17 protein-coding genes are annotated in these 25,554 nt (G+C 73.0%); 7 read left to right on the top strand and 10 right to left on the bottom strand.

Going from position 1 to position 25,554, the window contains the following annotated elements; all coding sequences use genetic code 11:
- Positions 1 to 4: 4 nt before the first annotated feature.
- From POF73_RS29500 to POF73_RS29475, 6 genes are read right to left on the bottom strand one after another with little or no spacing between them, the layout of a single operon-like run.
- Complete coding sequence (locus tag POF73_RS29500; RefSeq protein WP_272121503.1) at positions 5 to 829, bottom strand: class I SAM-dependent methyltransferase; 825 nt, start codon at positions 827 to 829, stop codon at positions 5 to 7.
- Positions 826 to 2,043 carry an MFS transporter gene (locus POF73_RS29495; protein WP_272121501.1) on the bottom strand — a complete coding sequence of 406 codons (1,218 nt, stop codon included), beginning with the start codon at positions 2,041 to 2,043 and terminating at the stop codon, positions 826 to 828. The genes POF73_RS29500 and POF73_RS29495 overlap by 4 nt, the downstream gene beginning before the upstream one ends.
- A complete protein-coding gene (locus POF73_RS29490; RefSeq protein ID WP_272121499.1) occupies positions 2,027 to 3,064 on the bottom strand; it encodes a dipeptide epimerase in 1,038 nt (345 codons plus the stop codon). The genes POF73_RS29495 and POF73_RS29490 overlap by 17 nt, the downstream gene beginning before the upstream one ends.
- On the bottom strand, positions 3,061 to 4,137 hold the full coding sequence (locus tag POF73_RS29485; RefSeq protein ID WP_272121497.1) for a PLP-dependent cysteine synthase family protein: 1,077 nt from the start codon (positions 4,135 to 4,137) through the stop codon (positions 3,061 to 3,063). Before POF73_RS29485 ends, POF73_RS29490 begins: the two co-directional genes overlap by 4 nt.
- Entirely contained in the window at positions 4,134 to 4,997 is an 864-nt protein-coding gene (locus POF73_RS29480) for a Rossmann-like domain-containing protein (protein ID WP_272121495.1), read from the bottom strand. Before POF73_RS29480 ends, POF73_RS29485 begins: the two co-directional genes overlap by 4 nt.
- Positions 4,994 to 6,250 carry an ATP-grasp domain-containing protein gene (locus tag POF73_RS29475; protein WP_272121493.1) on the bottom strand — a complete coding sequence of 419 codons (1,257 nt, stop codon included), beginning with the start codon at positions 6,248 to 6,250 and terminating at the stop codon, positions 4,994 to 4,996. The genes POF73_RS29480 and POF73_RS29475 overlap by 4 nt, the downstream gene beginning before the upstream one ends.
- Before the next feature lie 148 nt (positions 6,251 to 6,398).
- On the opposite strand from POF73_RS29475, the gene POF73_RS29470 reads away from it, so the two are divergent.
- The gene (locus POF73_RS29470) at positions 6,399 to 7,886 is read left to right on the top strand and encodes an alpha/beta hydrolase (protein ID WP_272121491.1); all 1,488 of its coding nucleotides are present in this window, start codon (positions 6,399 to 6,401) and stop codon (positions 7,884 to 7,886) included.
- Between the two features lie 33 nt (positions 7,887 to 7,919).
- On the opposite strand, the gene POF73_RS29465 is transcribed toward POF73_RS29470, so the two are convergent.
- Positions 7,920 to 10,892: a SpoIIE family protein phosphatase gene (locus POF73_RS29465; RefSeq protein ID WP_272121489.1), complete on the bottom strand. Its 2,973-nt coding sequence runs from the start codon at positions 10,890 to 10,892 to the stop codon at positions 7,920 to 7,922.
- A gap of 264 nt (positions 10,893 to 11,156) precedes the next feature.
- Positions 11,157 to 12,242, bottom strand: coding sequence for a DUF5937 family protein (locus tag POF73_RS29460; protein ID WP_272121486.1), 1,086 nt, complete (start codon positions 12,240 to 12,242; stop codon positions 11,157 to 11,159).
- Between the two features lie 99 nt (positions 12,243 to 12,341).
- Here POF73_RS29460 and POF73_RS29455 point away from each other — a divergent pair, with 99 nt between their 5' ends.
- Both POF73_RS29455 and POF73_RS29450 read left to right on the top strand, forming a co-directional pair.
- Positions 12,342 to 13,730 carry an MFS transporter gene (locus POF73_RS29455; RefSeq protein ID WP_272121484.1) on the top strand — a complete coding sequence of 463 codons (1,389 nt, stop codon included), beginning with the start codon at positions 12,342 to 12,344 and terminating at the stop codon, positions 13,728 to 13,730.
- Positions 13,731 to 13,835: 105 nt separating this feature from the next.
- Positions 13,836 to 14,585, top strand: coding sequence for a DUF4142 domain-containing protein (locus tag POF73_RS29450; protein WP_272121482.1), 750 nt, complete (start codon positions 13,836 to 13,838; stop codon positions 14,583 to 14,585).
- A gap of 59 nt (positions 14,586 to 14,644) precedes the next feature.
- Here the strand turns inward: POF73_RS29450 and POF73_RS29445 are convergent, their stop codons facing one another.
- The gene (locus tag POF73_RS29445; RefSeq protein WP_272121480.1) at positions 14,645 to 15,226 is read right to left on the bottom strand and encodes an Rv1733c family protein; all 582 of its coding nucleotides are present in this window, start codon (positions 15,224 to 15,226) and stop codon (positions 14,645 to 14,647) included.
- A 114-nt stretch (positions 15,227 to 15,340) separates the two neighbouring features.
- Between POF73_RS29445 and POF73_RS29440 the strand changes: the two genes are divergently transcribed.
- On the top strand, positions 15,341 to 18,445 hold the full coding sequence (locus POF73_RS29440; protein WP_443049662.1) for a beta-N-acetylglucosaminidase domain-containing protein: 3,105 nt from the start codon (positions 15,341 to 15,343) through the stop codon (positions 18,443 to 18,445).
- Between the two features lie 111 nt (positions 18,446 to 18,556).
- Here POF73_RS29440 and POF73_RS29435 read toward each other — a convergent pair whose 3' ends face one another.
- Positions 18,557 to 19,321, bottom strand: coding sequence for an SIS domain-containing protein (locus tag POF73_RS29435; RefSeq protein ID WP_272121476.1), 765 nt, complete (start codon positions 19,319 to 19,321; stop codon positions 18,557 to 18,559).
- A gap of 191 nt (positions 19,322 to 19,512) precedes the next feature.
- On the opposite strand from POF73_RS29435, the gene POF73_RS29430 reads away from it, so the two are divergent.
- The 3 genes from POF73_RS29430 (at position 19,513) to POF73_RS29420 (ending at position 25,509) form a co-directional block, all read left to right on the top strand.
- Positions 19,513 to 20,397, top strand: a complete 885-nt coding sequence (locus POF73_RS29430) for a MurR/RpiR family transcriptional regulator (protein WP_272121474.1) — start codon at positions 19,513 to 19,515, stop codon at positions 20,395 to 20,397.
- A gap of 136 nt (positions 20,398 to 20,533) precedes the next feature.
- Positions 20,534 to 24,778 carry an NEW3 domain-containing protein gene (locus POF73_RS29425; RefSeq protein WP_272121472.1) on the top strand — a complete coding sequence of 1,415 codons (4,245 nt, stop codon included), beginning with the start codon at positions 20,534 to 20,536 and terminating at the stop codon, positions 24,776 to 24,778.
- Positions 24,775 to 25,509, top strand: coding sequence for a peptidyl-prolyl cis-trans isomerase (locus tag POF73_RS29420; RefSeq protein ID WP_272121470.1), 735 nt, complete (start codon positions 24,775 to 24,777; stop codon positions 25,507 to 25,509). The genes POF73_RS29425 and POF73_RS29420 overlap by 4 nt, the downstream gene beginning before the upstream one ends.
- Positions 25,510 to 25,554: the final 45 nt, after the last annotated feature.

Raw genomic sequence — 25,554 nt, 5'->3', positions numbered from 1 at the left:
CGAGTCAGGTGGTGTGCAAGCGCGCGACGAGGTGCAGCCGGTCCGCATCGGTGCGAGTGCCGGGCAACTCGCCTTGATGCCAAGGGGGTTCGGTGCGCGGTCCGGGCCCGTCGTGCAGTTCGAGCACCTCGAAGCCGTGCGCGGCGAGGAAGTGACGCAGCTCGTGCGGGAACAGCAGCCGCCAGGCGGAGCGCTGCTCGACGGGCGGCGATCCATCGCCGCCGCCGCTGTCGTCGGCGCCGTCGGCGGTCCACACCCGGGTACGGCGCAGGAGTTGGGCCGTGCGGTCGACGGTCAGGGTGGTCGTCGACCGGTAGGCGGTGCCCTGCCAGGTGAAGGCGTTGACCGTCGGGCGGTCCAGGAGGTCCGTACGGCCCAGGAAGTACGCGCCGTTGCGCATCTCCGCGATCAGCAGCCCACCCGGTGCGAGGGCCCGGCGGCAGGAGGCGAGGAAGCCGTCGAGCTGGTCGTTGGTGTGGCAGTACAGCAGGGAGCTGTCCAGGCAGACGACGGCGTCGAACACGCCCAGGTCGAACCCGTGCAGGTCGGCGTGGACGTACTCGGGGCCGGGATGCCGGGCGCGGGCGTACGACAGCATCGCCTCGGAGAGGTCGGCGCCGGTGACCACGCGGCCGGCGGCATGCAGGTGCGCGGCGTCGCGGCCGGTGCCACAGCCCATGTCGAGGAGGCGCGGCCCGGCGTCGTACCGGCACAGACAGTCCTCCGTCCAGCGTCCGGCGAGCCGTTCGGCGTCGGGGAAGCGGGCCTCGTAGAGGGCGGGGTTGTCGGTGAGGAGGTTGGCGTCGGTGAGGAGGCTGCCGTCGGTCATGCGTCGGCCCTCTCGCGCACCGGGTCCGCCTGAGCCGGCAGCGCCCCGCGGCGATGCAGCCACGCGACGGCGCCAGCCGATGCCAGTCCTACGACGGCACAGCACATCCAGGGAAGCCACTCATGCCCGCCATGCTCCCCGGCGTCCATGGCCCAGCCGACGACCGCGTTGCCGACGGCGGCGGCGATGCCGGAGACGACGTAGAAGATCCCGAAGTACGTGCCGGTCAGCTCGGGGCGGCCGAAGCCGGGGATGAGCTCCATCACGAACGGGGAGGCGATCATGATGCCGAGGTAGAGCAGGAGGGCGCTGAGCAGCACGAGCGGAGCGGCGAGGAGGGGCGGCAGGAAGGCCAGCCCCATCACGGCGAGCCCGGCGGCTATCCAACGCGGCCTGGAACCACGGGACTTGAGCGAGCGGGTTATTCGCAGCTGGAGCGCGAGGTTGGCCACCGTACCGATCAGGAAGACCAGTCCGGCCGCCCCGTCCCACCCGGTGGCTTCCCGGGCCCCGTCGGGCAGCAGCAGATACAGCTGGTTCTCCAGGGTGAACATGCCGACCATGGCGAGCGCGAAGGCGAGGAAGGCCCGGTTGCCGAGCACCTCGCGCCAGTCTCCGAGGACGCCGCTGCCGGTCGGCTCGACCTTGCGCGCGGGCAGGACGAGGGCCTGCGCGACGGTGAGCACCGCGAAGATGCCGGCGGCGGTCAGCGCGGAGGTACGGAAGTCGACCAGGAGCAGGGCGCTGCCCAGCAGCGGGCCGATCAGCGCGCCGGTCGTGGCGAACACGTTGAACAGCGCGAACGCCTCCGCCTTGCGCTCCCCCGACTCCTGCGCGAGATAGGCCCGCACGGCCGGGTTGAACAGCGCCCCCGCGAGCCCGCTGAGCACGGACGCGGCGAGCAGCACCGGCAGTCCGTCGCCCAGCGCGAACAGCGCGAACCCGACGGTCCGCAGGGCACACCCGGCGATGATGACGCCCCGCGCCCCGAGTCGGTCCGCTGCCGAGCCGCCGATGATGAACAGGCCCTGCTGACTGAGGTTGCGCACGCCCAGGACGATCCCGACGACCGCGGCGGACATGCCCAGGTTCTCGCCGAGGTGGGTGGCGAGGTACGGGATGAGGAGGTAGAAGCCGGTGTTGACGCCGAGCTGGTTGACGAGGAGGAGCTGGACGGCGAGCGGGAAGCCGCGCATCTCACGCCACGTCCGCATGTGCCGTCACCTCCTCGACTCCCAGACCGGGACGGCCACTCGGGCGTACGAACCCGTCGGCACCGCCGATCCCCCGCCACGGGTCGTGGGCGAGCAGCAGATGCCCGTCCAGGTCGGCCCAGCGGGCGCGGTCGGCCAGGTGGACGGCGGGTGCGAGGCCGAGGCTGCTGGCGGTGAGGCAGCCGAGCATCAGCTCGGTCCCGCTGCCCTCGATCAGCTCCGCGATGCGCAGGGCCGCTCGGACTCCCCCGCACTTGGCGAGCTTGACGTTGACGCCGTGGACGCGCCCGGCCAGCCGCCGTACGTCCGCCACGCTCACCGCGTCCTCGTCGGCGATGACGGGCAGCGGCGATCTCTCGGCGAGGGCGCCCAGCGCGTCCGGGTCGCCGGGCGGCAGCGGCTGTTCGACGGCCTCGACGCCGAGCGCCGCGAACCGGGGCAGCAGCCGCTCGGCCCGAGCGACGCTCCAGGCGCCGTTCGGGTCCAGCAGCAGCCGTACTTGAGGAGCCGCGTCCCGGATGACCCGTACGCGCTCCACGTCGTCCTCGGGATCGGACGAGCCCGCCTTCACCTTGACGATCTCGAATCCGCTCGCGGCGAGGCGCCGGGCCTCGGCGGCCGCGTGCGCGAGCGAGGTGATGCCGATGGTGCGTGCGGTGGCGACACCGAACGGCGTCGGAGTCCCCAGCAGGCGGTGGACGGGCACTCCGTCCCGTTTGCCGACGAGGTCCAGCAGCGCGGACTCGACGGCGGCGGTCACGGCAGGCGGTGCGGCGTCCGACGGCAGGGCCTCCAGGGCGCTCTCGGGGTCGGCGAACCGTTCCAGGTCGACGGCCGAGATCAGGCGTACGAGCGTGTCGGCGTCCAGTCCGTAGTACACGCTGCTGACGGCCTCGCCGTAGCCGGTCGTCCCGTCGTGCTCGACGCACAGCCACACGGCGTCGCGGGCGGTCATGGTGGAGCGGGAGATGCGCAGCGGCTCGGCGAGTTCGAGTCGTACGGTGCGCAGGCGGGCCTTCATTCGGTCCTTCCGAAGGAGAGTGGATCGGCGACCCGTGTGCACCGCGCCCACCCGCTCGCCTCGGCGGCGCAGGGGTGCGGTAGCTCCACGGGCCGGGTGGCGGCGCCGGCCAGGTCGAGGCCGTGGGCGGCGATGAAGTCGTCGTCGTAGACGGTGCCGAGGTAGCGGTGCGGCCCGTCGGGGAACACGGTGGCGACGACCGCGCCCGGGTGTACGCAGGCCGCCCAGGCGGCGACCCGCGCGACGGCCCCCGTGCTCCAGCCGCCGCTGACGAAGCAGCCCCGGGCGAGCCGTCGGCAGCTGTCCACGGCCTCGGCGGGGCCGATCCAGTGGACCTCGTCGAAGGCGTCGTAGGCGACGTTGCGGGGGTGGATGCTGCTGCCGAGGCCGCGCATCAGTCGGGGTCGGGCGGGCTGGCCGAAGATGGTGGAGCCGGTGGCGTCGACGCCGACCAGGCGCAGCGCGGGCCAGTGCCGGCGCAGCGGGGCGATGAGGCCGGCGCTGTGGCCGCCGGTGCCGACGCTGCACACCAGGATGTCCAGGTGGTCGAGCTGGGCGCCGAGTTCGGCGGCGAGCGACGCGTATCCGGTGGTGTTGTCGGGGTTGTTGTACTGGTCGGGCCAGTAGGCGCCGGGGAGTTCGGCGAGCAGTTCGTGCAGCCGGCCGAGGCGGGCCGCCTGCCAGCCGCCCTGTGCTGCGGGGCGGTCCACGATCTCCAGGCGGACGCCGTGGGCGCGCAGCAACTGCCGCATGGACGGCTCCAGTTCGCAGTCGCCGACCAGGACGACGGGATGGCCGAGCACCTGCCCGGCGAAGGCGAGCCCGATGCCCAGGGTGCCGGAGGTGGACTCCACCACCGGGGCGCCGGGCCGCAGTTCGCCCCGCTCGCGCGCGCCGAGCAGCATCGACAGGGCGGCCCGCGCCTTCATGCCGCCCGCCGCGAGCCCTTCGAGCTTGGCCCAGAAGCCGGGGTGGGCGTGCGGCAGGTCGGTGGTGACCCGGACGACGGGGGTGCGGCCGAGCAGGGTGAGCAGCTCCGGGCGCGCGGTGGGACGTAGGGCGGTGGCGGTCATCGCGCACCCCCGGAGGACGTGTACCGGTGGACGACCCCGGGGCCGCCGTCGAGCCAGAAGAAGGGGTACGGCTCCGCGCACACCGCGCTGACGCCGTGCCCGAGGAAGCGGGGCAGGACCGCGCTGCCGGTCTGCGCGAACATCACCAGCTGCTTGCCGTGCCGCAGCGCGTGCTCGCGCAGCGGCTCGAAGGTGCCGTTGCCCAGGGTCATCCCGGACACCAGCAGCGCGTCACAGCTCCCGGCGGCGGCGAGCGCGTCGCCGACGACCGGCTCGCCCCACTCCGTCGTCCCGCCCTTGAGGTCGCACGGCACATAGCGGAGCCCGCGCGAACGCAACGCCTCCAGCAGGGAGTTGACGACCCCCACGACCAGGACGCACGAACCGCCGGCCAGGTCCAGCAGTTCCACCACGGCTTCCGCCCTGGCCGTGGACTTCTCCAGCGACGATCCGGCGGGCAGCGCGACGGGCAGCGCCCCGTGGTCCGGGGTGTGCGGGGTGACGTGCATCAGATACGCGTCGAGGGCGGCCACCCGCACCGCGGGCACCGGATGGTCGAGGAGCCCTGCGACATCGGCGCCCACACACTCGTCGAGCGCGCTGTCGGGCAGTTCGCCGGGTTCGACCGCGCAGGAGCCGACGGCTCCGGCGAGGCGCAGGCTGAGGACCTCGTTGTGGTAGCCGGTGCCGCGTCCGTCGTGCCGTACGGCCTGCCGGGTGGTGAAGGCGACGGCGATCCGCCGGCTGCGGGGGTCGGGGCCGAGGGCACCGGCGCGGACGCGGGCGACGAGCTCGTCGTACGTCCGACAGGGCGCGGGCGGGGGGTTCCGTACCGGCTTCGAGGTGCTGACGACGCTCATCGGATCACCAGCCCCGCGCGCAGCCCGGCCAGCAGCTCCTCGACCCGGTCGCGGGCGCCGGGCCCGTCGGGGTCGCCGGCCATGACGTGGCCGAGGTACTCGTTGTTGCTGCCGGCCGCCTTCACGGCCCTGCCGGGCTCGGCGAGCTGCACCTCCAACACCTCGGGCCGGTCGGCCGGTCGACGGCCGTCGAGCGCTTCGAGGGTGCCGGTGCGGTCCGGGACGAGGAAGCCGATGGCGGCGCTGCGCAGCCCGGTGTCGGTGCGCCTGAGGTCGGGCGCGCGGCCGAGGGCGACGTCCACGCAGGCGGCGGCGAGGTCGATGCCGGTGACATGGCGGACGAGCTCGGTGATGCGGTTGCCGGCGGGCCGGGGGTTGACCTCGACCACGCGCGGCCCGTCGGACGTCAGCTTGATCTCGGTGTGCGCCACGACCCCGTCGGTCAGCCCGAGCGCCTTGAGCGCGCTGAGCGCGGTCTGCTCGGCGGCGTCGATGTCGGCGAGCGGCAGGGCGGCGGGGAACATATGGCCGGTCTCGATGAAGGCGGGCGCTCCGCCGATGCTCTTGTCGGTGACGCCGACCATGTGCACCGCACCCCGGTACGACACGGTCTCGACGCTCACCTCGGGGCCGTCGAGGAGCTCTTCGAGGAGTACGGCGGAGGTGCGCCGCTGCCCCCGCGCATTGACCGGGAACTCGCCCAACACCCTTACCGCATCCGCGAGTTGGGTCTCGTCGTCGACGCGTCGCACGTACATGCCCGCGCACAGGTCGACCGGCTTGACGACGAGTGGATACCCGATCTCCCGCGCGGCCCGCGCGAGGTCGGCCCACTCCTCGTGCACGGCGAAGCGCGGCCCTGGCAGGCCCGCGTCGGCGAGGACGCGGCGGGTGGCGTCCTTGCGGCAGGCGTCCTCCACCGCCTCGGGGCCGGGACCGGGCAGGCCGAGGTGGCCGGCGATGCGGGCCACCGTCGGCAGGTAGTAGTCGCAGGAGGTGATCACGCCGTCGAAGCCGAGGACCGAGTGCAGCCGCGCCGCCTCGGGCAGCAGGGCGTCGAGGTCGTTGGTCTCGGCGGTGATCACATTGCGGGCACCGAGCAGCGGATGGGCCGCCCCCTCGGGCGCCGAGCGCAGATAGTGATGCAGGTCCCGGGTGAGGAAGGTGAACTCGTGTCCGCCCTCCCGGATCGCACGTGGCAGCAGCCTGCTCATCGACCCGACCCAGCTCTCTACCACCAGCAGATGAGCCACAACTCCCCTTTTCGTGCCGTGAGTTCAGACTTTCGGGCAGCCCGGGGCGCCCCTCGGCGGGAGGGGTGCCGGACTTGACTGGCACACACTATCGATAATCATTTTCATTTGCTAGCCCGTTCTTACCCAACCGCCTCGGAGTGACCTCGTGTCCCTGCCACCCCGCCCCACCGCCCTGCTGTGCGCCCTCGTGGCCGCCGCGGCCCTGCTCCCCACCGCCGGTCCCGCCCGGGCCGCCGCCGCCCTCGCATTCGGCGCCTGCCCCGACTCCGTACCGAAGCCGCCGGCGCCGGACCGGGTGGAGTGCGGGCGCCTCTCCGTCCCGCTCGACCGGCGGCACCCCTCCGGCCCGCACATCGAGATCGCCGTCTCCCGGGTCCCCGCCTCCGGCACCCCGGCCGAGCGGCGCGGCATCCTGCTGGTGAACCCCGGCGGCCCGGGCGGCTCCGGACTCCCCTACGCGGTGACCAAGCGCGCCAAACTCCCCGCGAGCGTGCGGCGCGCGTACGACGTCATCGGCTTCGACCCGCGCGGCGTCGGGAGCAGCACACCCGTGGACTGCGGCCCGATGGGCGGCCTGTTCACCGCGCCGGGCGCGGACCCGGTGCCGACGACCCCGCGGGCCGAGCGGACGTACCTCGCCGCACTGCGCCGCATGGCCGACGACTGTGCGGCCGGGGCGGGCGCGGAGGTGCTGCCGTATCTGTCGACCGAGCAGACGGCGTACGACATGGACGCCATCCGCGCCGCGCTGGGCGAGCCCCGGACGGGCTTCCTCGGTGTGTCGTACGGCAGTTACCTGGGCGCGGCCTACGCGGCCCGTTTCCCGCACCGGGTCGGCCGCATGGTGCTGGACAGTGTGGTCGGCCCCTGGGACTGGTACGACTTCGACGTCGTCCAGAGCCGGGCGATGCTGCGCGCCCGCGACACCTTCTTCGCCTGGACCGCCGCACACCCGGAGCGCTTCGGGCTGGGCGGCGACACGGATGCCGTACGGCAGGCGTATCTGCGTACCCGCCGGGGACTCGCCGCCCGCCCGGTGAACGGCTTCGGTCCGGCGGAGTTCGACCGTGCCGTCTACCGTGCCCTGGGCCGCACCGAGCGCTGGACGGGCCTGGCCGACGGACTGCGTGCCTACCTGGCCGACGGCAGCCCCGACGGTCTGCGCCCCGCGTCCGCCTCCGACAGTCCCGAAGCCCGCAACTACGAGGCGGCCAACCGGATCGTGAAATGCGCGGACGGCCCCGGTCCGACGCCGCGCCAGATCGTGGCGGACATCCGCCGCACCCGGCGCCTCGACGCGCAGCCGGTCCTGACCGGCATGGAGGCATCGGCCTGCGCGTACTGGCACCACCGCCCCGACCGTCGTACACCGCTGGGCAGTCCGGCCGCCCCACCGGCGCTTTTGGTCGCCTCCGCGCACGACCCGGTGACGCCGGTCGAGGGCGCGCGTGAACTGCGGGAGCTGCTGCCGGGCTCCCGGCTGGTCACCCTCGACGACGACTACTCGCACGGCGTGTTCGCCAGTCGCGGCAACGCCTGCGTGGACGGGACGGTGGCCGCCTATCTGATCGACGGGACGGTGCCCGCGGCCGATGTGCGCTGCGCCGGTCCGGGACTGCCGGAGACACGATGACGACGGACGGTCCGAGGGCGGCAGCCCTCGGCGTCACGGCAATGGCTGCTCGGCCCAGATGATCTTTCCCTCGGGTGTGTACCGCGTCCCCCACCGCTCGGTGAGCTGGGCGACGAGGAACAGGCCGCGGCCGCCCTCGTCCTCGGTGCGGGCGCGGCGCAGCCGGGGTGAGGTGCTGCTGCCGTCGGAGACCTCGCAGATCAGGGCGCGGTCGCGCAGGAGGCGGAGCTGGAGCGGGCCGATGGCGTGCCGGATGGCGTTGGTGACCAGTTCACTGGCGATCAGTTCGGTGGTGAAGGCCAGTTCGTCCAGATGCCAGGCGGCGAGCCGCTCGGTGACCGCCACCCGGGCGCGGGAGACGACCGCAGGGTCGCTGGGCAGGTCCCACCGGGCGACGCGGTCCGCGCCCAGGGTGTGGGTGCGGGCCACGAGCAGGGCGACGTCGTCGCCGGGGCGGGCCGGGAGCAGGGCATCGAGGACGGCCTCGCAGGTCTCCTCCGGCGGACGGTCGACGCAGGCCAGGACGGTACGCAGCTTGTCCAGGCCGGTGTCGATGTCGCGGTGCCGGTCCTCGACCAGACCGTCGGTGTAGAGCACGAGCTGGCTGCCCTCGGCCAGCTCCAGCTCGACCGTCTCGAAGGGCATGCCGCCCAGGCCGAGGGGTGGCCCGGAGGGCAGGTCGAGGAACGCGACCGTGCCGTCGGGGGCGACGACCGCGGGCTGCGGGTGCCCGGCGCGGGTGAGGGTGCAGCGCCGGGACACCGGGTCGTAGACGGCGTACAGACAGGTGGCGCCGACGATGCCGGAGTCGGGAGAGCTCTCCGCGGCCCAGCCCTCGCCCCGGTCGAGCCGGCCGACCAGGTCGTCGAGGTGGGTGAGGACGTCGTCGGGCGGCAGGTCCAGGGAGGCGAAGTTGTGGACGGCGGTGCGCAGCCGGCCCATCGTGGCGGCGGCATGCAGCCCGTGTCCGACGACGTCGCCCACCACGAGCGCGACCCGGGCGCCGGACAGCGGGATGACGTCGAACCAGTCGCCGCCGACCCCGGCCTGCGCGGGCAGATAGCGGTAGGCGACCTCGACGGCACTCTGCTCGGGGCGGCCCCTGGGCAGCAGGCTGCGCTGCAGGGTGAGGGCGGTGTTGTGCTCGCGGGTGTAGCGGCGGGCGTTGTCGATGCAGATCGCCGCGCGGCCGGCCAGCTCCTGGGCGAGGGACAGGTCGTCGTCCTCGAACGAGGCGGGCTGCAGGGAGCGGTAGAAGCTGACCACGCCGAGGGTCGTGCCGCGCGCCCGCAGCGGCACGGTGATCAGGGAATGGATGCCCGCCGCGAGCACCCGCTCCAGCCGCTGCGGGTCCTGTGCGATCCAGCCGCCCGCCTCGGCCAGGACGGGTTCCAGCACGGACTGCCGGGTCTCCAGCGAACGGGCCTGCGGCGTGGACGGGAGGTACTCGACGAGATCACCCACGTCGTACAGGTTGTACGGGTCCTTCCGCACCGCACGGATGGCCACCCTGCGCAGCGCGGTCCGGCCGCCGAGCGCCTCCGGTTCCTCGCCGCGCAGCACCGAGTCGGGCAGGTCGACGGCGACGAAGTCGGCGAACCGGGGCACCGTCACCTCGGCGAGCTCCTCCGCGGTGCGGGTGACGTCGAGGGTGGTGCCGATCCGCACGCTCGCGTCGTGCAGCAGCCCCAGCCGCCGCCGCGCGAGCATGGCCAGCCGTCCGACGCCGGGCTCGCCGACTAGCAGCAGCCAGCCTTCGGCGCCGTCGCCTTCGATGTCGTGGTCGCCGTCCGGTTCGGGGCGGGTGGCGGGGCCGGGTGGGGCTACGGCGGTGTGCGTCACGGCGTTGGGCGCCGGCAGTGGCTGCGGTTCCGGCGCGGGCGGCGCTTCGGTGGGTTGCGGTGCGGGCGGCGCTTGCGTGGATTGCGGTGCGGGCCGGGGCAGGGGCTGTGGTGGTACGGATGCGGGTGCCGTCGTGGGGCCGGACGGTACGGAGGGTTCGGCGGGCTCGGGGGGCGCCGAGGCCCAGGCCGCCGCGTGTGTGGAGGACGGCTGCACGCCCGACGGTGCCGGGCGGAGGTGGCTCAGGCGGGGGCTGCCGAGGACGCGGGCCTCGACGGCGACGCCGCTCTCCCCCGCCGCTCCCCTGACCTGTCGGCGCAGCAGGGTGGCGGTGCGGCCGCTGGGCAGGGTGATCTCGTCGAGGGTGCGGTGCGGTGAGGCGAGGAGCTCCTCGGCCTTCTCCCGCAACACCGCCAGGTCGAGCCGGCCGAGGGCTCCGCCGTCGGGGCCGGGCGGCAGGTGCTCGGGCTGCTTCGGCCAGCCCCGCGCATGGCCGTCGGCCCGCCGGTACGCGGCGAGCAGCGCGCGCTCCCGTTCGGTGGCCTGCTCCAGCAGCCGGGCCTCGATGTCCCGGGCGGCCTCGCGGACCATCCCCACCATGGCCGGGTCGCCCTGGTCGCGCAGGCAGGTGAGATCGAGGACGGCCTCGATCCGCCCGCTGAGCGGGTCCCGCACGGGCGCGCCCGCACAGGCGAAGGGCTGCAGACAGTCGGCGAAGTGCTCCCGGCCGACGACGTAGACGGGGCCGCGCTCGGCGAGGGCGGTGCCGATGCCGTTGGTGCCCACGACCTGCTCCGAGGCGTCGAACCCGGGCGCGAACTGCACCGCGTCGAGGCGCTCGCACAACTGCCGGTCACCGCCGAGCCGTTGGACCATACGGCCCTGTCCGTCGCAGAGCGCGATCGTCATGCCGACATCGGCGAGGGAGGCGGACAGTTCCGTCAGGACCGGGTCGACGGCACGCTGGAGCCGGTCGTCCAGGGCCACGTCCGCGGTGTAGCGGACCAGCAGTCGGTGCGGCTCCAGGCCGGCGAAGCGGCAGCGCGCCCAGGAGTCGAGCACGCAGTCGCGCACGTCCGACTCGACCGGCGAGCCGGCGAGGAACCGTTCGTGCGCATCGACGAGCCCGCCGATGTCGTCCCAGGCGACGGACAACGGGATCACTTCCCTCACCCGAAGCCGGCCGGGTCGCGCGCGCCGCCGCTCGGCCCACGGCCCGGTGGGCTTCTCCAAGCGGTAATCACCCTAGCTCGAATGTGATGCACCTCACAACGGCTCGCCGCGGCGTCGCAGGGTGCTCCTGCCGTCTGCTGTCTGCTGTCTGCTGCGCCGTCGTGGCTGGTCGCGCCCCGCGGCGGAGCCGCATATCGATACAGCCCCGCGCCCCTAGGGGGCGCTACCCAACCGGCGTGACACTGCGGGTGCCGCTCAGCGCAGCACCGCCGCCAGCAGGTCGGTGCCCAGTGCTGTCAGGGCGGGGAGGTCGAGGGTGTAGCGGACGTAGCGGCCGTGCCGCCGGGCCGTGACGAGGTCCGCGCGGCGCAGCAGCGCGAGGTGGCGGGAGACCTCCGGGCGGGTCAGGTCCCAGACATGGGCCATCTCACCCGTGGTGTGCGGGCCGCGGGCCAGGGTGCGCAGCAGCCGTAGCCGTACCGGATGGGCGAGTGCCTCCAGCCGCAGGGTGACCGTTTCCAGCGACACCGGCTCCGACGGACTCGGCTCGGCCACGGGGTACTGCACCACCGGCTGCCAGCCGGGCGCGTGGACCGCCACCAGGTGCGGGCGGCCGAAGACCGTGGGGATGAAGGTGACCCCGGCACTCTGGGCGGCGGTCGCCTTGTCCTGCAGCTTGTCCACGACGATGCAGTCGCCGTCCGGCGCCAGGGTGACCGCGCCGGAGACGGAGGCGAGCGCCGCTCCGATGCCCTGGCGCCTCAACAGGTGGTTCTTCAGGCGCAGGTCGGTGGCGAGCTGCACGGCGACGCCCGCCCAGGCGTCGTCGAAGAAGGCCTCCGCGCACTCTTCGAGAGTGGCGCGCAGCCGCGCCCGTACCGTGGCCGGGTCCGCGAGCAGCCGTTCCGCGAAGGCCTCTTGCCGCGCGCCGCGGGCCTGGGCCAGGGCCAGGGCCCACTCGCGCGCGGTCGCGTCGGTGAGCGGCGACGACGCGCCGAAATGCACCCGGTTGCTGCCGCACGTGGTGACGAGCGCGGCGGTCACATACCTCTCGTCGTCGATCCGGTCCACATCGTCCAGCTCTTCCGCGAGGGTCGGCCGAGGCCGGGCGGGGATCAGGAAGTCGGCCTGCGAGGAACGCCAGAGGAACTCCGCCTCCCGCAGCCGCTCGGCCAGCTCGGGCCGCAGCACCGCCCAGACCTTCGCGGCCCACTCGGCGTGCTGGGGATGGTGGCCGGGTTCGGCGAGCACATGCAGCATCGCGGTCAGCTCGGCCAGCGGGGAGGCGGCGAACCGCAGCCGCTCGGACGGCAGTCCGCTGATGTCGATCCTCAACGTCACGCCCGCATCATCATCCACCGGAGAGCCGACGACAGCGTCGGTTGACGGTTTCCGTCAACCGACGCGGCCCGTACTGCGGCCGAACCCACCGTTGACGCCATGGCAACCACCACCAAGATCCGGCCCCGCGCCCTCGTCCGCGCCTCCGGAGGCCCCCGCTATGCCGTCGCCCTGGCCGTGGACGCCCTCGGCACCGGCCTGTTGCGGCCCTTTCTGCTGCTCTACGGAGTGGCGGTGCTGAAGCTGTCCGCGCCGGTCACCGGCGTCGCCATGACGGTCGGTGTGGTCGCGGGCCTGGTGTGCATGCCCGCAGTGGGCCGGTGGCTGGACCGGGGTGCGCGCAGCACGGTCGTGGCGGCGTCGATGCTGGTCCGGGTGCTCGGCGTGATCCTGCTGCTGGCCACCCCGGCGGGGCACGTCTGGCTGTTCGGGACGGCGGCACTGTTCTTCAGCGTCGGCAACCAGGCATGGCCGGCCGCGCACGCGGCCGTCGTGGCCACGGTCGCCCACGGCCGGGACCGCGACACCGCCCTCGCGGCGGGCCGCGCCCTGCGCAACGCCGGTCTGGGCGTGGGCGCGCTCATCGCGACCGTGTCCCTGGCGGGCGGCACGACGGCGTTGCGGACACTGGCCGCCGTGACCGGGCTCGCCTATCTGGCCGCGGCGGCCCTGGCATGGTCGGTCCATCTGCACGCGCGTCCGGCCGCGGCCCTGGCCAAGGAAATGGACGGGGCCGAGGCCGGAGCTGGGGCTGGCGCTGGAGCTGGGGTTGGAGCTGGGGCTGGGGCTGGAGCTGGGGTTGGAGCTGGGGCTGGGGCTGGAGCTGGGGTTGGAGCTGGGGCTGGGGCTGGGAACGCCGGGCCGGTGCCCCGGATGCGTGCGCTGCTCGCCGCCAACGTGGTCTACGTCTTCTGCCTCAACGTCCCGGAGATCGCGCTCCCGTTGATCCTGGTGACCCAGCTGGACGCGTCCCCGGTGTGGTCGGCGGCCATCTTCGTGGCCAACACGGTGCTGGTGGTCACCCTGCAAGTGCCGGTCACCGTGCTGCTGTCCCGTTTCTCCCGGCGCACGGTGCTGGCTCTCGCCGGTGTGCTCCTCACCGTGTCCTACCTGGGCTTCCTCGCGGCCACCTCACTGGGCGGCGGCTGGGGTGCCCCGGCCGTCGCCGCGGTGTCCGTGCTCTGCACCATCGGCGAGATCGTCTACGCCGGCAGCGCCACCGCCCTCGTCACCGACCTCGCCCCGACCCACGCCCTGGGCCGTACCCTCGCCCGCTTCGAACTCTCCACGGGCCTCGGCCTCGCCGTCTCCCCGGCCGTCATCACCGCCCTCGCGCCGCACGGCCCGACCGCCCTCTGGGGCAGCCTCGCCGCCGCGACGCTGGTCTCGGCCTCCGCGATCGCCGCCGAGAAGGATCAAGAACCGGGGCACAGCGGTTCCGGTCACCGGGCTGTCGGGACCGAACAGGCGGTTCACGGTGGTGTGTGACGGACGACGCACGGCGGGCCGTAAGTTTTTTTCCCTCGGCGGTGATTGTTTCGCGTGTTCCATCCGTACCTCCTGGGGACCAAGCCGCTCACGTCAGGAGGCACGATGCCCATCTCGCGCCGCATGGTAGGAACCGTCTTCGTGGGAGGCGCGCTCGTCCTCACCCTCTCCGCGCTCGCCTACCCGGCCATGCTGGGCCTGGACAACACCTCCAACAGCCAGGACCGTGTCATCGCCAATACGCAGTTCGGGCCGCTGACCGAGGCGGACCGGGACTTCGTCGTCAAGGTCCGTGCGGCGGGCCTGTGGGAGCACCCGCTGGGCATGATGGCGATGCAGCGCGGGACGACCCCGGCGATGAAGGAGGCCGGCCAGCACCTGGTCGTCGGACATGCCCGGCTCGACCTCGCCTGCCGCAAGCTCGCGTCCCAGCTGAACATCACGCTGCCGAACCAGGCCAGCCCGCAGCAGCAGCAGTTCGTGGCGACGGTGGACTCCAAGACGGGCAAGGAGTTCGACGCCACGGGTGTCGCGATCATGCGGGTTACGCACGGGCAGATCTTCCCGGCGATCGCGAAGATCCGGGGCACCACGCAGAACACCCTGGTCCGTCAGCTGGCGGACCTGGCGAACGACACGGTGCTCGACCACATGACGATCCTTGAGAAGACGGGCCTGGTGAACTTCGACGCGAACAACTTCCAGCAGACCACCCCGCCGAAGCTCCCCAAGGACCAGATGACCCCGCCCGCGCCCCAGCCGGGCGCGCCGGTTCTCACGCTCGCCATCCCCAAGGGCCTGGAGGACCTGAACACCGCGTCCCCGTCGGCGCTGCCGAGCGCGGACGTCAAATGACGGCGGCGGTGGGCCGCACGAATCGTGGTGCTGGTCGTGCCGCGTGGTGAGACGGCATGTCAGCCCGTCTTCCACCCCCACGGCGTGTCCATCCGCTCCCACTCCGCGGCCCACTCGTCCATCCGCCGCCGCTCCAGACCCAGCCGTACCACCCAGGTGCACCCGAGCACGACGCTGCCGGCGGCCCCGGCGGCCAGGATGCCTCCGGCGACCGCGTGCAGCAGGATCTCGGTCTCGGACAGCGGCTCGTTGACGACGACGCCGTGCCGGTCGGTCCACACCACGACCTTGCTGCCCGCGTGCGTCCTGGGCGGCACCCGGGCGTCGTCGGTGTGGGCCGTACCGTCCGGGTCGGTCCAGCGGACGGTGCTCCACACGAGATGGTCGGTGGTGACCCGCGAGGGCCCCGGATCATCCGCGTCCTTCACCAGTACGGCCGTCACCTTGTGGCTCTCGGCCCGCTGCTCCTTGGCGGAGTGGGTGACCGCGTCCGCCGCCGCCAGCCCCGCGAACAGGGCACCGACCAGCGCGAACACCCATCCGGCCAGCACGACCCACGCTTCGACGAGGTCGCTGCGCCGCCTCAACGGGCTGCGCCGCCACCGCCACAGCCGCACCCTCGGGCACCCTGACGCAGCCATGCCGACACCCCCTTGAGCATCGACGGCACACATATCCAGTGTGCGCCCCCTGCGCCAACCTGCCTCCCGAATCGCCCCATTGAATGAAACATTCAGCATCTCTAGCATCTCCCGGTGGATACATTCACCCCGGGAGGATTCGTGCTTCCATCCCTTCGTGTAATTCCAGCGGCTCTGCTCCTGGCCGTCGGCCTCACCGCACCGTCCGCGGCCGCCGCGCCCACACCCCCCGCGCAAGCCCGGACCCAGGCCCGGGCCCCGCAGGTGTGGCCAACGCCCAAGAGCATGCACACGGGCCCGGCCCGCCTCGCCGTCCCGGACAGGGTCGTCGAGGTCGTCGGCCCGGACACCGACCCCTCCGCCCGACGCCTCGTGGAATCCGTCCTGCGCGACGCCGGCGCCCGGCACATCGTCACCGTGCCCGCGGGCGAGAGACCCCCGGCCTCCGCGCTCACGGTCTACGTCGGCGGCCCCACCGAAAACCCCGCCACCGAAGCGGTGTTGAGACGACTGGGCGCCAAGTCCCCGACGGGACTGCCCTCCGGCGGCTACGCCCTCGCCTCCGGCCGCTCCCACGGCCGCGCCCTGGTCGCCCTCTCCGGCACCGACGCCACCGGCACCTTCTACGCGGCCCAGACCCTGCGCCAACTCGTCGCGCGAGACCGCCTGCCCACGGTGAACGTCCGCGACTGGCCCACGGCCGGCCTGCGCGGAGTCATCGAGGGCTTCTACGGCACGCCCTGGTCACACGCCGAACGCCTCGCCCAGCTGGATTTCTACGGCCGTACGAAACAGAACGTCTACGTCTACTCGCCCAAGGACGACGACTACCTCCGGGCCCGCTGGCGCGACGCGTACCCGCCCGCCGAGCTGGCGAAGCTGAGGGAGCTCGTCGACCGGGCCCGTGCCAACCACGTCCGCTTCACCTACGCCCTCTCCCCCGGGCTCTCCGTCTGCTACTCCTCCGACGCCGACGTCAAGGCGCTCACCGCCAAGTTCGACTCGCTGTACACGATCGGCGTGCGGTCCTTCGCGATCCCGCTCGACGACATCAGCTACACCAAGTGGAACTGCCCCGCCGACGCGGCGGGGTTCGGGACGGGCGGGGGTGCGGCGGGCACCGCGCAGGCTCATCTGCTGAACACGGTGTGGCGGGAGTTCAGCGCCGAGCACGCCGACCTCCAGCCCCTGGAGATGGTCCCGACGGAGTACTCCGACCTCGCCGACTCCCCGTACAAGAAGGCGCTTCGGGAGAAGCTCGACCCGACCGTGGTCGTCGAGTGGACCGGCGTCGGCGTGATCGCGCCGACGATCACCGCCGAGCAGGTGAAGCAGGCCCGCGAGGTGTACGGCCACCCGATCCTGGTCTGGGACAACTATCCGGTCAACGACTACGTCACCAGCCGCCTCCTGCTCGGGCCCTACACCGGCCGGGAGCCCGGCGTGGCCGAGGAGGTCACCGGGGTGACCGCCAACCCGATGGTCCAGGGCGAGGCGAGCAGGCTCGCGCTGTTCACATCGGGCGCATATCTCTGGAACCCGGACGCCTACGATCCCCGGGCCGCCTTCCTCGCCTCCGTAAGAGATCTCGCCGGGCCCGGCGCCGCGAAATGGCTGCGGATCCTCGCGGAGAACAACTACTCCTCCCAACTGGATCCGACCGAGTCCCCCACGCTCACCGAGCTCATCGCGGCGTTCCGCAAGGCGTACGAGGAGGACAGCGGACTCGACCGTGCGGCGGCCCGGCTCACCTCCTACTTCGTCGACATGGCCGCCACCCCGGACCGGTTGCGTGCCCGTCTGGACAACCCCGGGTTCCTCGACGAGACCTCCGTCTGGCTGGACAAGCTCGGCCGCTACGGCACCGCGGGCGGGACGGCCGTGGAACTGCTGTTGGCCCACAAGCGCGGCGACACGGATGCGGTGGCGCGCCTGTGGGCCCAACTCCGGAAACAACGCGGGGAGTTGGACGCCATCCCCCAGCAGGTCTCCCCGGGTGTGATGGACCAGTTCCTGTACACGACGATGCTGGACACCGCGCCCGACCCGGGCGTCGACGCCGCCTTCTCGCCCGGCTCGCTGTCACTGAAGCCGGGGGCCTCCGCCAAGGTCACCCTCGACCTGTCCGACGCGCAGGCCAGGACCGTCAGCTGGCGGCTCCATGTGCCCGACGGCGTCAAGGCCACGCCCGCGGAGGGCACGGCGACCACCCCGGCCTCGGTCACGGTCACCCTCACCGGCGTCACCGAGGGCGTCCACTCCGTCGTCGTGTCGGGTGAGGGGCTCCTCGACCGCGCGCTCCCCGTCCGGGTCACCGACGGCACCGGCACGCCCCGCACGCTGACCGCCAACTTCAGTGGCGCGTCGGTGAGTTCACTCGACCTGTCCACTGGTACGAGCAGGAACATCGCGGTCGGTGACAACCCCGGCGAGGTCGTCGTCGACGCGGACGGCCGGACCGCGTACGCCGCCAACCAGGGCTCGAACACGGTCAGCGTGATCGACGTGGCGAAGGGCACCGTCACCGCCACGGTCCCCGTGGGCAGGGTCCCCGCCGGGCTGGCCCTCACCCCGGACGGCCGTACGCTCTGGGTCGCCAACTACACGGACGGCACGGTGCAGCCGATCGACACCGGCACGCTGACGGCGGGCCAACCGGTCCGGGTCGGATCCGGGCCGGAGAACATGGCGGTCACGCCGGACGGCAGGACCCTGTACGTGGCGAACATCCACGACAACACGGTCAGCCCCGTCGACCTCGCCACCCGAAGCGCCGGCAGGGCCGTTCCGGTCGGGCCCCGCCCCTTCAACATCGTCGCCGCGCCGGACGGGCGGACGGTGTACGTGTCCAACTCCGGCGGCTCGACGGTGACTCCGATCGACACGGCGACCAACGACACCGAACCGACGCTCCTGGTCACCGGCCAGGCCTACGGCCTCGGACTGTCGCCGGACGGCCGGACCCTGTGGGTCAGCCCCAGCAACGGGGACTACGTCACGCCCGTCGACACGGTGACCGGCGCCCCCGGCAAGCAGGTGCCTGTCGGAAGGTCGGCGTTCGACGTGGCCCTGGACTGGAACGGCGGCGCGGCGTACGTCACGACGGCCGACGGCAACGCTCTGATACCGGTCGACACCACCACGGGAAGCACCGGCACGGCGCTCACCACCGGCGCCTATCCACTCGCCGTGGCCCTGACCCCAGTGCCTGTGGAGTGACGGCTCCACAACAAAGGAGCGCGGGGCTGAATCGATATGCGGCTCCGCCGCGTGGGCGCGCGACCAGCCCCACCGGCCCGCGGGCTCTCCACGGCCCTCCCGGCGGAGCAACTAGCTCGCGGTACGCCGGATCCGTCCGGCGTACCGCTTCTCCAGCTCCAGATTGCCCTCGAAGCCGCCCGGCACATTGGCCGAGACGTACACCGGCGGGCGTTCCCCGGCGGCGAGGAGCAGGGCGGAGGCCTCGGCGACGGCCGTCTGGACGAGCATCACGCCGGTCAGTGTGGACAGGGCGCAGACCGCGCCGCCCTCGGGGAGCTCCAGCAGGGCGTCGCCGCGCGGTGCCCGGTTGTCGAGGACGACGTCGGCGAGGTCCGCGAGCTTCCTGCCGCTGGGGTGCCCGGCGGGGACGGCGCGGGTGTGGGCGAGGGAGGTGATGGCGAGGAGGCGGTGGCCGTGCTCCTTGGCGTGCAGGGCCATCTCCACGATGACGTTGTTGACGCCGGAGTTGGAGATCACGACGAAGAGGTCCTGGGGGCGCGGTGCGGCCAGTTCGTAGAGGCGGCCGGCGACTCCGGCGCGGCGCTCCAGGAGCGGGTCGTCGAGGACGCTCGGGGGCTCGCCGCCGTACAGGACGAGGTCGGCGATGCTGAGGCGGTTCGTGGGGACCAGTCCGCCGGCCCGTCCGGCGAGTTCGAGGACGATGGCCTGGGAGTGGCCGGTGCCGAAGGCCTGGATCACGCCGTCCGCGCGCACGCAGTCGGCGATGAGCTCGGCGGCCCGGGCCACCTCGTCGCGGGCGGACTCGGTCATGCGGTCGAGGACGGCCATGCTCTCGCGGGCGAAGCGCCGGGCGCTCACGGAGTCGTCGGACACGCGTCACTCACTCCCCACTGGTGGATTGAACCACCTCGTACTACTCCATCGATGAATCAATAAATCACACCCAGGATGGCACCGGCAATGACCCACCCATGACCCACCTGAGCCGCCGCCGCGCGATGGACCCCCGCATCCGGTCCTGGTATTCAACCTGCGGGCCAAACGGTGGCTGCTACCTTCTTCCCATGCCCTCGACGGACGTCACCACACTGATCCGCACCGAGCTGCCCCGGCTGGCCGGCTCCCTGCGGAAGGTCGGCGAGCTGATCCTGGAGGATCCGGCCGCCGTCACCCACTGCTCGGCCGCCGAGCTGGGCCGCCGCACCGGCACCTCGCAGGCCACGGTGACCCGCTTCTGCCGGGCCATCGGGCTCGACTCCTACCAGCATCTGCTGATCGAGCTGGCCCAGGAGCGCGGTCGCGGCGAGGTCTCCGACTGGGGCACCGCCGAGATCGGCCCGGACATCTCGCCCGACGACAGCCTGGAGCGGGTCGTGCAGGTGGTGGGCACCGCGGATCTGCGGGCCATCCAGCAGACCATGGACCGGATCGACCTCGACGCAATCGAGCGGGCGGCCCAGGCACTGGCCCGCGCCCGGCGCATCGACGTCTACGGGGTCGGCGGCAGCGGTGCCGTGACGCAGGAGACGGAGACCCGGCTGTTCCGGATCGGCTGCTCGGTCCGCGGCTGGACCGAGGTGCACGCGGCGGCCACCTCAGCGGCCCTGCTCACCCCGGCCGACGTGGCGATCGGCATCTCCCACTCCGGGGCGACCCGCGAGACGCTCGAACCGTTCGAGATGGCCAAGGAGCGCGGCGCCACCACCGTCGCCCTCACCACCGACCCACGCTCCCCGCTCGCCCGGGCGGCCGACATCCGGCTCATCTCGTCTTCCTCGGAGACCAGCTTCCGCGCCGAGAGCATCAGCAGCCGGCACTCCGTCCTGATGCTCGTCGACTGCCTGTACGTCCGGGTCGCCCAGCTCACCTACCAGCGCGCGAGCGCCTCGCTGGCGCTGACCGACCACATCACCCCCCAGCACGCGGTGAAGTCCCGCCGGACGCGCTGAGCCCGCCCGACCCGTCAGCCCGTCCAGCCTGTCCGGGACTGCATGGATGAACCACCAAGAATGCGTCGGAGTGGTTGTTTGAACCATCCCGGCGGTGCCAGGATGGGGCTCCCCCACGAGTACTCGTAGGAGCCCCATGCGCGTCATCTCTGTCGAGTCGACCGAGCTGTTCGTCGGTAGCGAGGACCAGCCGCGGCAGGTGCTGGCCGTCGAGATCGGGCACACTCCCGGCCGTGCGGTCCGCCTCACCGTGGAGGGGCCGGGTGTGCACGGCACCGCCGAGGCGACCACGGGGGACGACGGCTCGGTACGCGCCGAGATACCGGTGACGACCGACCTCGCCCCCGGCGACCGCACCCACATCAGGGTCACGGCGGAGGACGCCGCCGACCCGGCCCACGCCGCGCGGCACTCCGACGCCTTCACGGCCGCCGAACCGGGCTGGACCATGTTCATGGTCAGCCACTTCCACTACGACCCCGTCTGGTGGAACACCCAGGGCGCCTACACCGAGACCTGGGACGTCGCCGACGACCCCGACTCCACCGGCCTGCCCGCCCGTACCTTCGACTCGCGCGGCCAGTCCGGCATCAGCCTGGTCCGGGCCCACTGCGATCTGGCCCGGCGCGACCCGGCGTACACCTTCGTGCTCGCCGAGGTCGACTACCTCAAGCCCTACTGGGACGCCTTCCCGGAGGAGCGGGCCTTCCTGCGCCAGCTGATCCGCACCGGCCGCGTCGAGATCATGGGCGGTACCTACAACGAGCCGAACACCAACCTCACCGGCGCCGAGGCGACCGTACGCAACGCCCTGTACGGCGACGGATTCCAGCGCGGTGTCATCGGGGCGTCCCCGGAGACGGCCTGGCAGCTGGACGCGTTCGGGCACGATCCGCAGTTCCCCGGGCTGATGGCGGACGCGGGGGTCAGCTCCAGTTCGTGGGCGCGCGGCCCCTTCCACCAGTGGGGCCCGACGCTCTCCGTCTTCGGCGAGGAGCCCCGCGACCCGAAGCGGATGCAGTTCCCGGCGGAGTTCAGCTGGATCGCGCCGTCCGGACGCGGCCTGCTGACGGCGTACATGGTCAACCACTACGGCGCCGGCTGGGCGATCGACAACGCGCCCACGCTGCCCGCGGCCGAGGCCGCCGCGCTCAAGCTGTTCAAGGGCCTGAAGCAGGTCGCGCTCACCCGCAACATCCTGCTCCCGGTCGGCGGCGACTACGCCCCGCCGTGCCGCTGGGTGATGGGCATCCACCGGGACTGGAACGCACGGTACGTCTGGCCGCGTTTCATCAGCGGCATCCCCCGGGACTTCTTCGCGGCCGTGCGCGCGGAGCTGGACGCGGAGGGCCGCAAGGCGTCCCCGCAGACACGCGACATGAACCCGGTCTACACCGGCAAGGACGTCTCCTACATCGACACCAAGCAGGCCCAGCGGTACGGCGAGACGCTGCTCGCCGACGCGGAGGCCTGGGCGACGCTCGCCTCGCTGGTGGCCGGGCACCCGTATCCGGACGCGGCACTCGACAAGGCCTGGCGGCAGCTGATCTACGGCGCCCATCACGACGCCATCACCGGCTCGGAGTCGGACCAGGTCTACATCGACCTGCTCACCGGCTGGCGGGAGTTGTACGACCTCGCCGAGACGGTGCACGCCGACGCGACCGACGCCATCGCGAGCCGGGTCGCACAACTGCCCGGTGCCGCACCGGACTTGGTGGTCTTCAACGCGGCCACCTGGGAACGGCGGGATGTGCTGACGGTAGCGGATCCCGGGCTGGTCCCCCTCGACGACACCGGTCTGCCCCTGCCCGCCGTACGGGAGGACGGCGAACTCCGTGTCGTCGTACCGGAGGTGCCCGGCATGGGCCTCAAGGCACTCCCGCTCGCCGAGGGCACCGTCCCGGAGTGGACGCGCGGCGAAGGCACCACCATCCGCAACGAGTTCTACGAGGTGACGGTCGACCCCGCACGCGGCGGCGCCGTCAGCAGTCTGCGCGCGCTCGCGGAGGGCGGCCGGGAGCTGCTGCGCCCCGGCGACATCGGCAACGAGCTGGTCGTCCAGGAGGAGTACCCGAGGCATCCGCGCTTCGGCGAGGGCCCCTGGCACCTCACACCGACCGGCACGACCGCCGCCCGCAGCAGGGACGTCACGGCCGACATCGATGTCGAGCACTCCCCGGCCGGCGCCCGCATCACCGTCCGCGCCGACCTCGGCCTCTTCCGCTGCACGCAACGCCTGACGCTGTGGAAGGGCGTCGACCGTCTGGACCTCACGACCACACTCGACGGCTACGACGGCGCCGACCGGCTGATCCGGGTCCGCTGGCCCTCCGACGTGCGGGGCGGGCTGCCGGTGCACGAGGTGGCGGACGCGGTGATCGGGCGTGGCTTCGGGTTCGTGGAGGTGGACAGCGAGCGGTTCCCGTGGACGCTGGACAACCCGGCCAACACCTGGTTCGGGCTGGGCTCCACCGCACGGGTCGCGGTCGCCGACGGCTCCGGGCGCCCGCTCGGCGAACGGTCCGTCGGGGTCGCCGAGTTGGTGTACGCCTCCTGGGAGGACGCCGGTGAACTGGGCACCGCGCTCGCGGCGGCCCTGGTGCGGGTGGGCGTGACGGCGACGTCGACGATCGCCGGGGGCCCGCGCTACGGCGACCTGGAGGTCGACTCCAATCTGCCCGACATCCGGATCGCGGTGGGCACGCCCGAGCGCAACTCCGTGGTCGCCGAGGCTCTCGGCTGGGACCCGGCGGCCGGGCGGGAGCTGCGGCGGCAGCTCGCCGAGCGGGGGGTGGCCGCCGTCTGGGTGGCGCCGCGCGCCGCGCTGCGGGAGGAGTGGGTGCCCGGCGCCGACCTGCGCGACCTGGAGCGGCTGCCCCTGCTGGTGGTGGCGGGTGCCCGGCCCGAGGACGACGCCAAGGCGGTGGACTCGCTGATCGCCGACCTGGACGACGCGGTCGTGTCGGCCACGGCGGCGGGTGGCGGGGAGGCACTGCCGCCCGGGGACGCGTGGGACGGGCGCAGCTTCGCGGTCCTGAACCGGGGCACCCCGGGCTGCGTGGTCACCTCGTCCGGCGACCTCTACATGTCCCTGATGCGCTCCTGCACCGGCTGGCCGTCCGGCATCTGGGTCGACCCGCCGCGGCGTACGGCGCCCGACGGGTCCGCCTTCCAACTCCAGCGCTGGTCGCACACGTTCGAGTATGCGGTGGTCGCGGGCGCCGGCGACTGGCGGGAGCTGCGGCTGCCGCAGGCCGGGCACGCCTTCAACCATCCGCTGACGGCACGGCTGAGGCGGACGGCGGCCGAGGATGCCGTACTGCCCAGGAAGGCCGTGCTGCTGGGGCTTGAGCCTGCCGGGGAGGTGCTGCTCGACGCGTTCAAGGCGGCCGGGTCGCCGCTCGCGCGGGGGAGTGCGGCGGCGGCCGATCCGGGGCGTGGGGTCGTCGTACGGGTGCATGAGGTGAACGGGCGGTCGGTGACGGCGCGGGTGAGCGGGCCGCGGGAGTGGACGGAGGGCGCGCGGGCGGACGTGCTGGAGAGGCGGGGCGAGCCGCTGACGCCCGGCGACGAGGGGGCACTGGACCTCACCCTGACCGGCTTCGAGGTGGCCACCGTCCTGGCCGCCACCGAAGCGGCGCGCACCTCACCCGGCCCGGGCGTCGCCGCCCATGAACCCGCCCAGCCCGTCGCGACCCGCTACTGGCTCCACAACTCCGGCCCCGCCCCACGCGGCAACCTGCCGGTCACGGTGTACCTCTCGCCGACCACGCTGACCTGCTCCGACGGCCCCGTCACCGCGACGGTCCGGATCGCCTCGGAGCTGACCGACGCACCGGTCTCGGGCACGGTGAGCCTGCACGCCCCGCCCGGCTGGTCCGTCGAACCGGCCGAACTGCCCTACACCCTGGGCCCCGGCGGCTTCACGGTCGCCGAGGTCACGGTGACTCCACCGCCCGACGCCGAGCCCGGGCGGCACTGGCTGGCGGCCCGGTTGCCATACGGCGGACAGACCTACGAGGACGTCGTGGCACTGGACGTGCCGGACGGGCATCAGGGTCCAACGCTCGTGGCCGGTCTGGGAGTTGAGCGGGCCAGCGTGCGCCGGGACGAACGGATCCGGGTCCCCGTAACCCTGCACAACAGGACCCGGGGCCCGATCAGCGGCACGCTGTGGGCGGTCTCGTCGTGGGGGACCTGGGCGGCCGTGACACCGGGCTGCCAGGGCTTCACCGTGGCCGGCGGGGAGCGGCTGGAGTGCGTGATCGAGGTGGACGGCGGGGCGGTGGCGCCGGGGTCGTACTGGCTGATGGCGAAGGTGGGCTGGCACGGCTGCGTGGCGTACACGGAGGCCGTGGAGCTGGAGGTGACGCCATGACGGGCCGGCATGGCGAGAGGGAGTACGCGGCTCGCGTGCAGGGAGAGGAGGTCCCGAGAAGCAGAGTGGACGGCTTCCTGGCCGACGGACCGGCAACGCCGAGCAGGGGCGCGGGCCGTGTCGATATGCGGCTCCGCCGCGTGGGCGCGACCAGCCACAACGAACCCGCAGCCGAACGACGGCATACCGCGGCACTCCCCAAGGACCGCACGGCCCGAGCAGAGAGGCAACGCCGCCGCTGGGCCACCCAGGTCGTCCTGATCGACGAACTGGCCCGCCGAACCTGCGCGGAGCGCGGCCTCCCGGCCCCACCGGACGTGTCCCCCGCCGCCATGCTCACCGTGCCCGAGGCCGACGTCGCCGACCTCGGCAGCATCATCGCGGCGGCCCTCGCCCACTCCCCCGCCGCCCGCGCACTGCTCACCGCGCTGGAGGCCGAGCAGCACATCCCGGAGGAAGCGGTACGGGAGTACTACACCCGCAACCGGGACCGCTATCTGACCCCGGACGCGCTCCGGCGCGGCGCCGATCCCTACGGCGCCTCGGCCGAACCGGCGGACTTCCTGACGTACGGCCAGGTCCGCGGCGGCATCGGACGCGAGCTGCGCCGGGCGGCCGGCCGGGTGGCGTTCTTCGACTGGCTGGACCAGGTGCGCCAGGGCGTGGAGTACGCCCCGGGGCACGAGCACCCCGGCGACCCGTCCCACTCGGACCACGAGCACCGCCACTGAACTGAACCCAAAAGCAACACGACAACTCTTGACCTCCGATGAATT

This window comes from Streptomyces sp. HD (assembly GCF_028369295.1).
GTDB lineage: Bacteria > Actinomycetota > Actinomycetes > Streptomycetales > Streptomycetaceae > Streptomyces.
The sequence above is the reverse complement of the archived record's forward strand: the minus strand, read 5'-3'. Positions and strand labels throughout refer to the sequence as shown.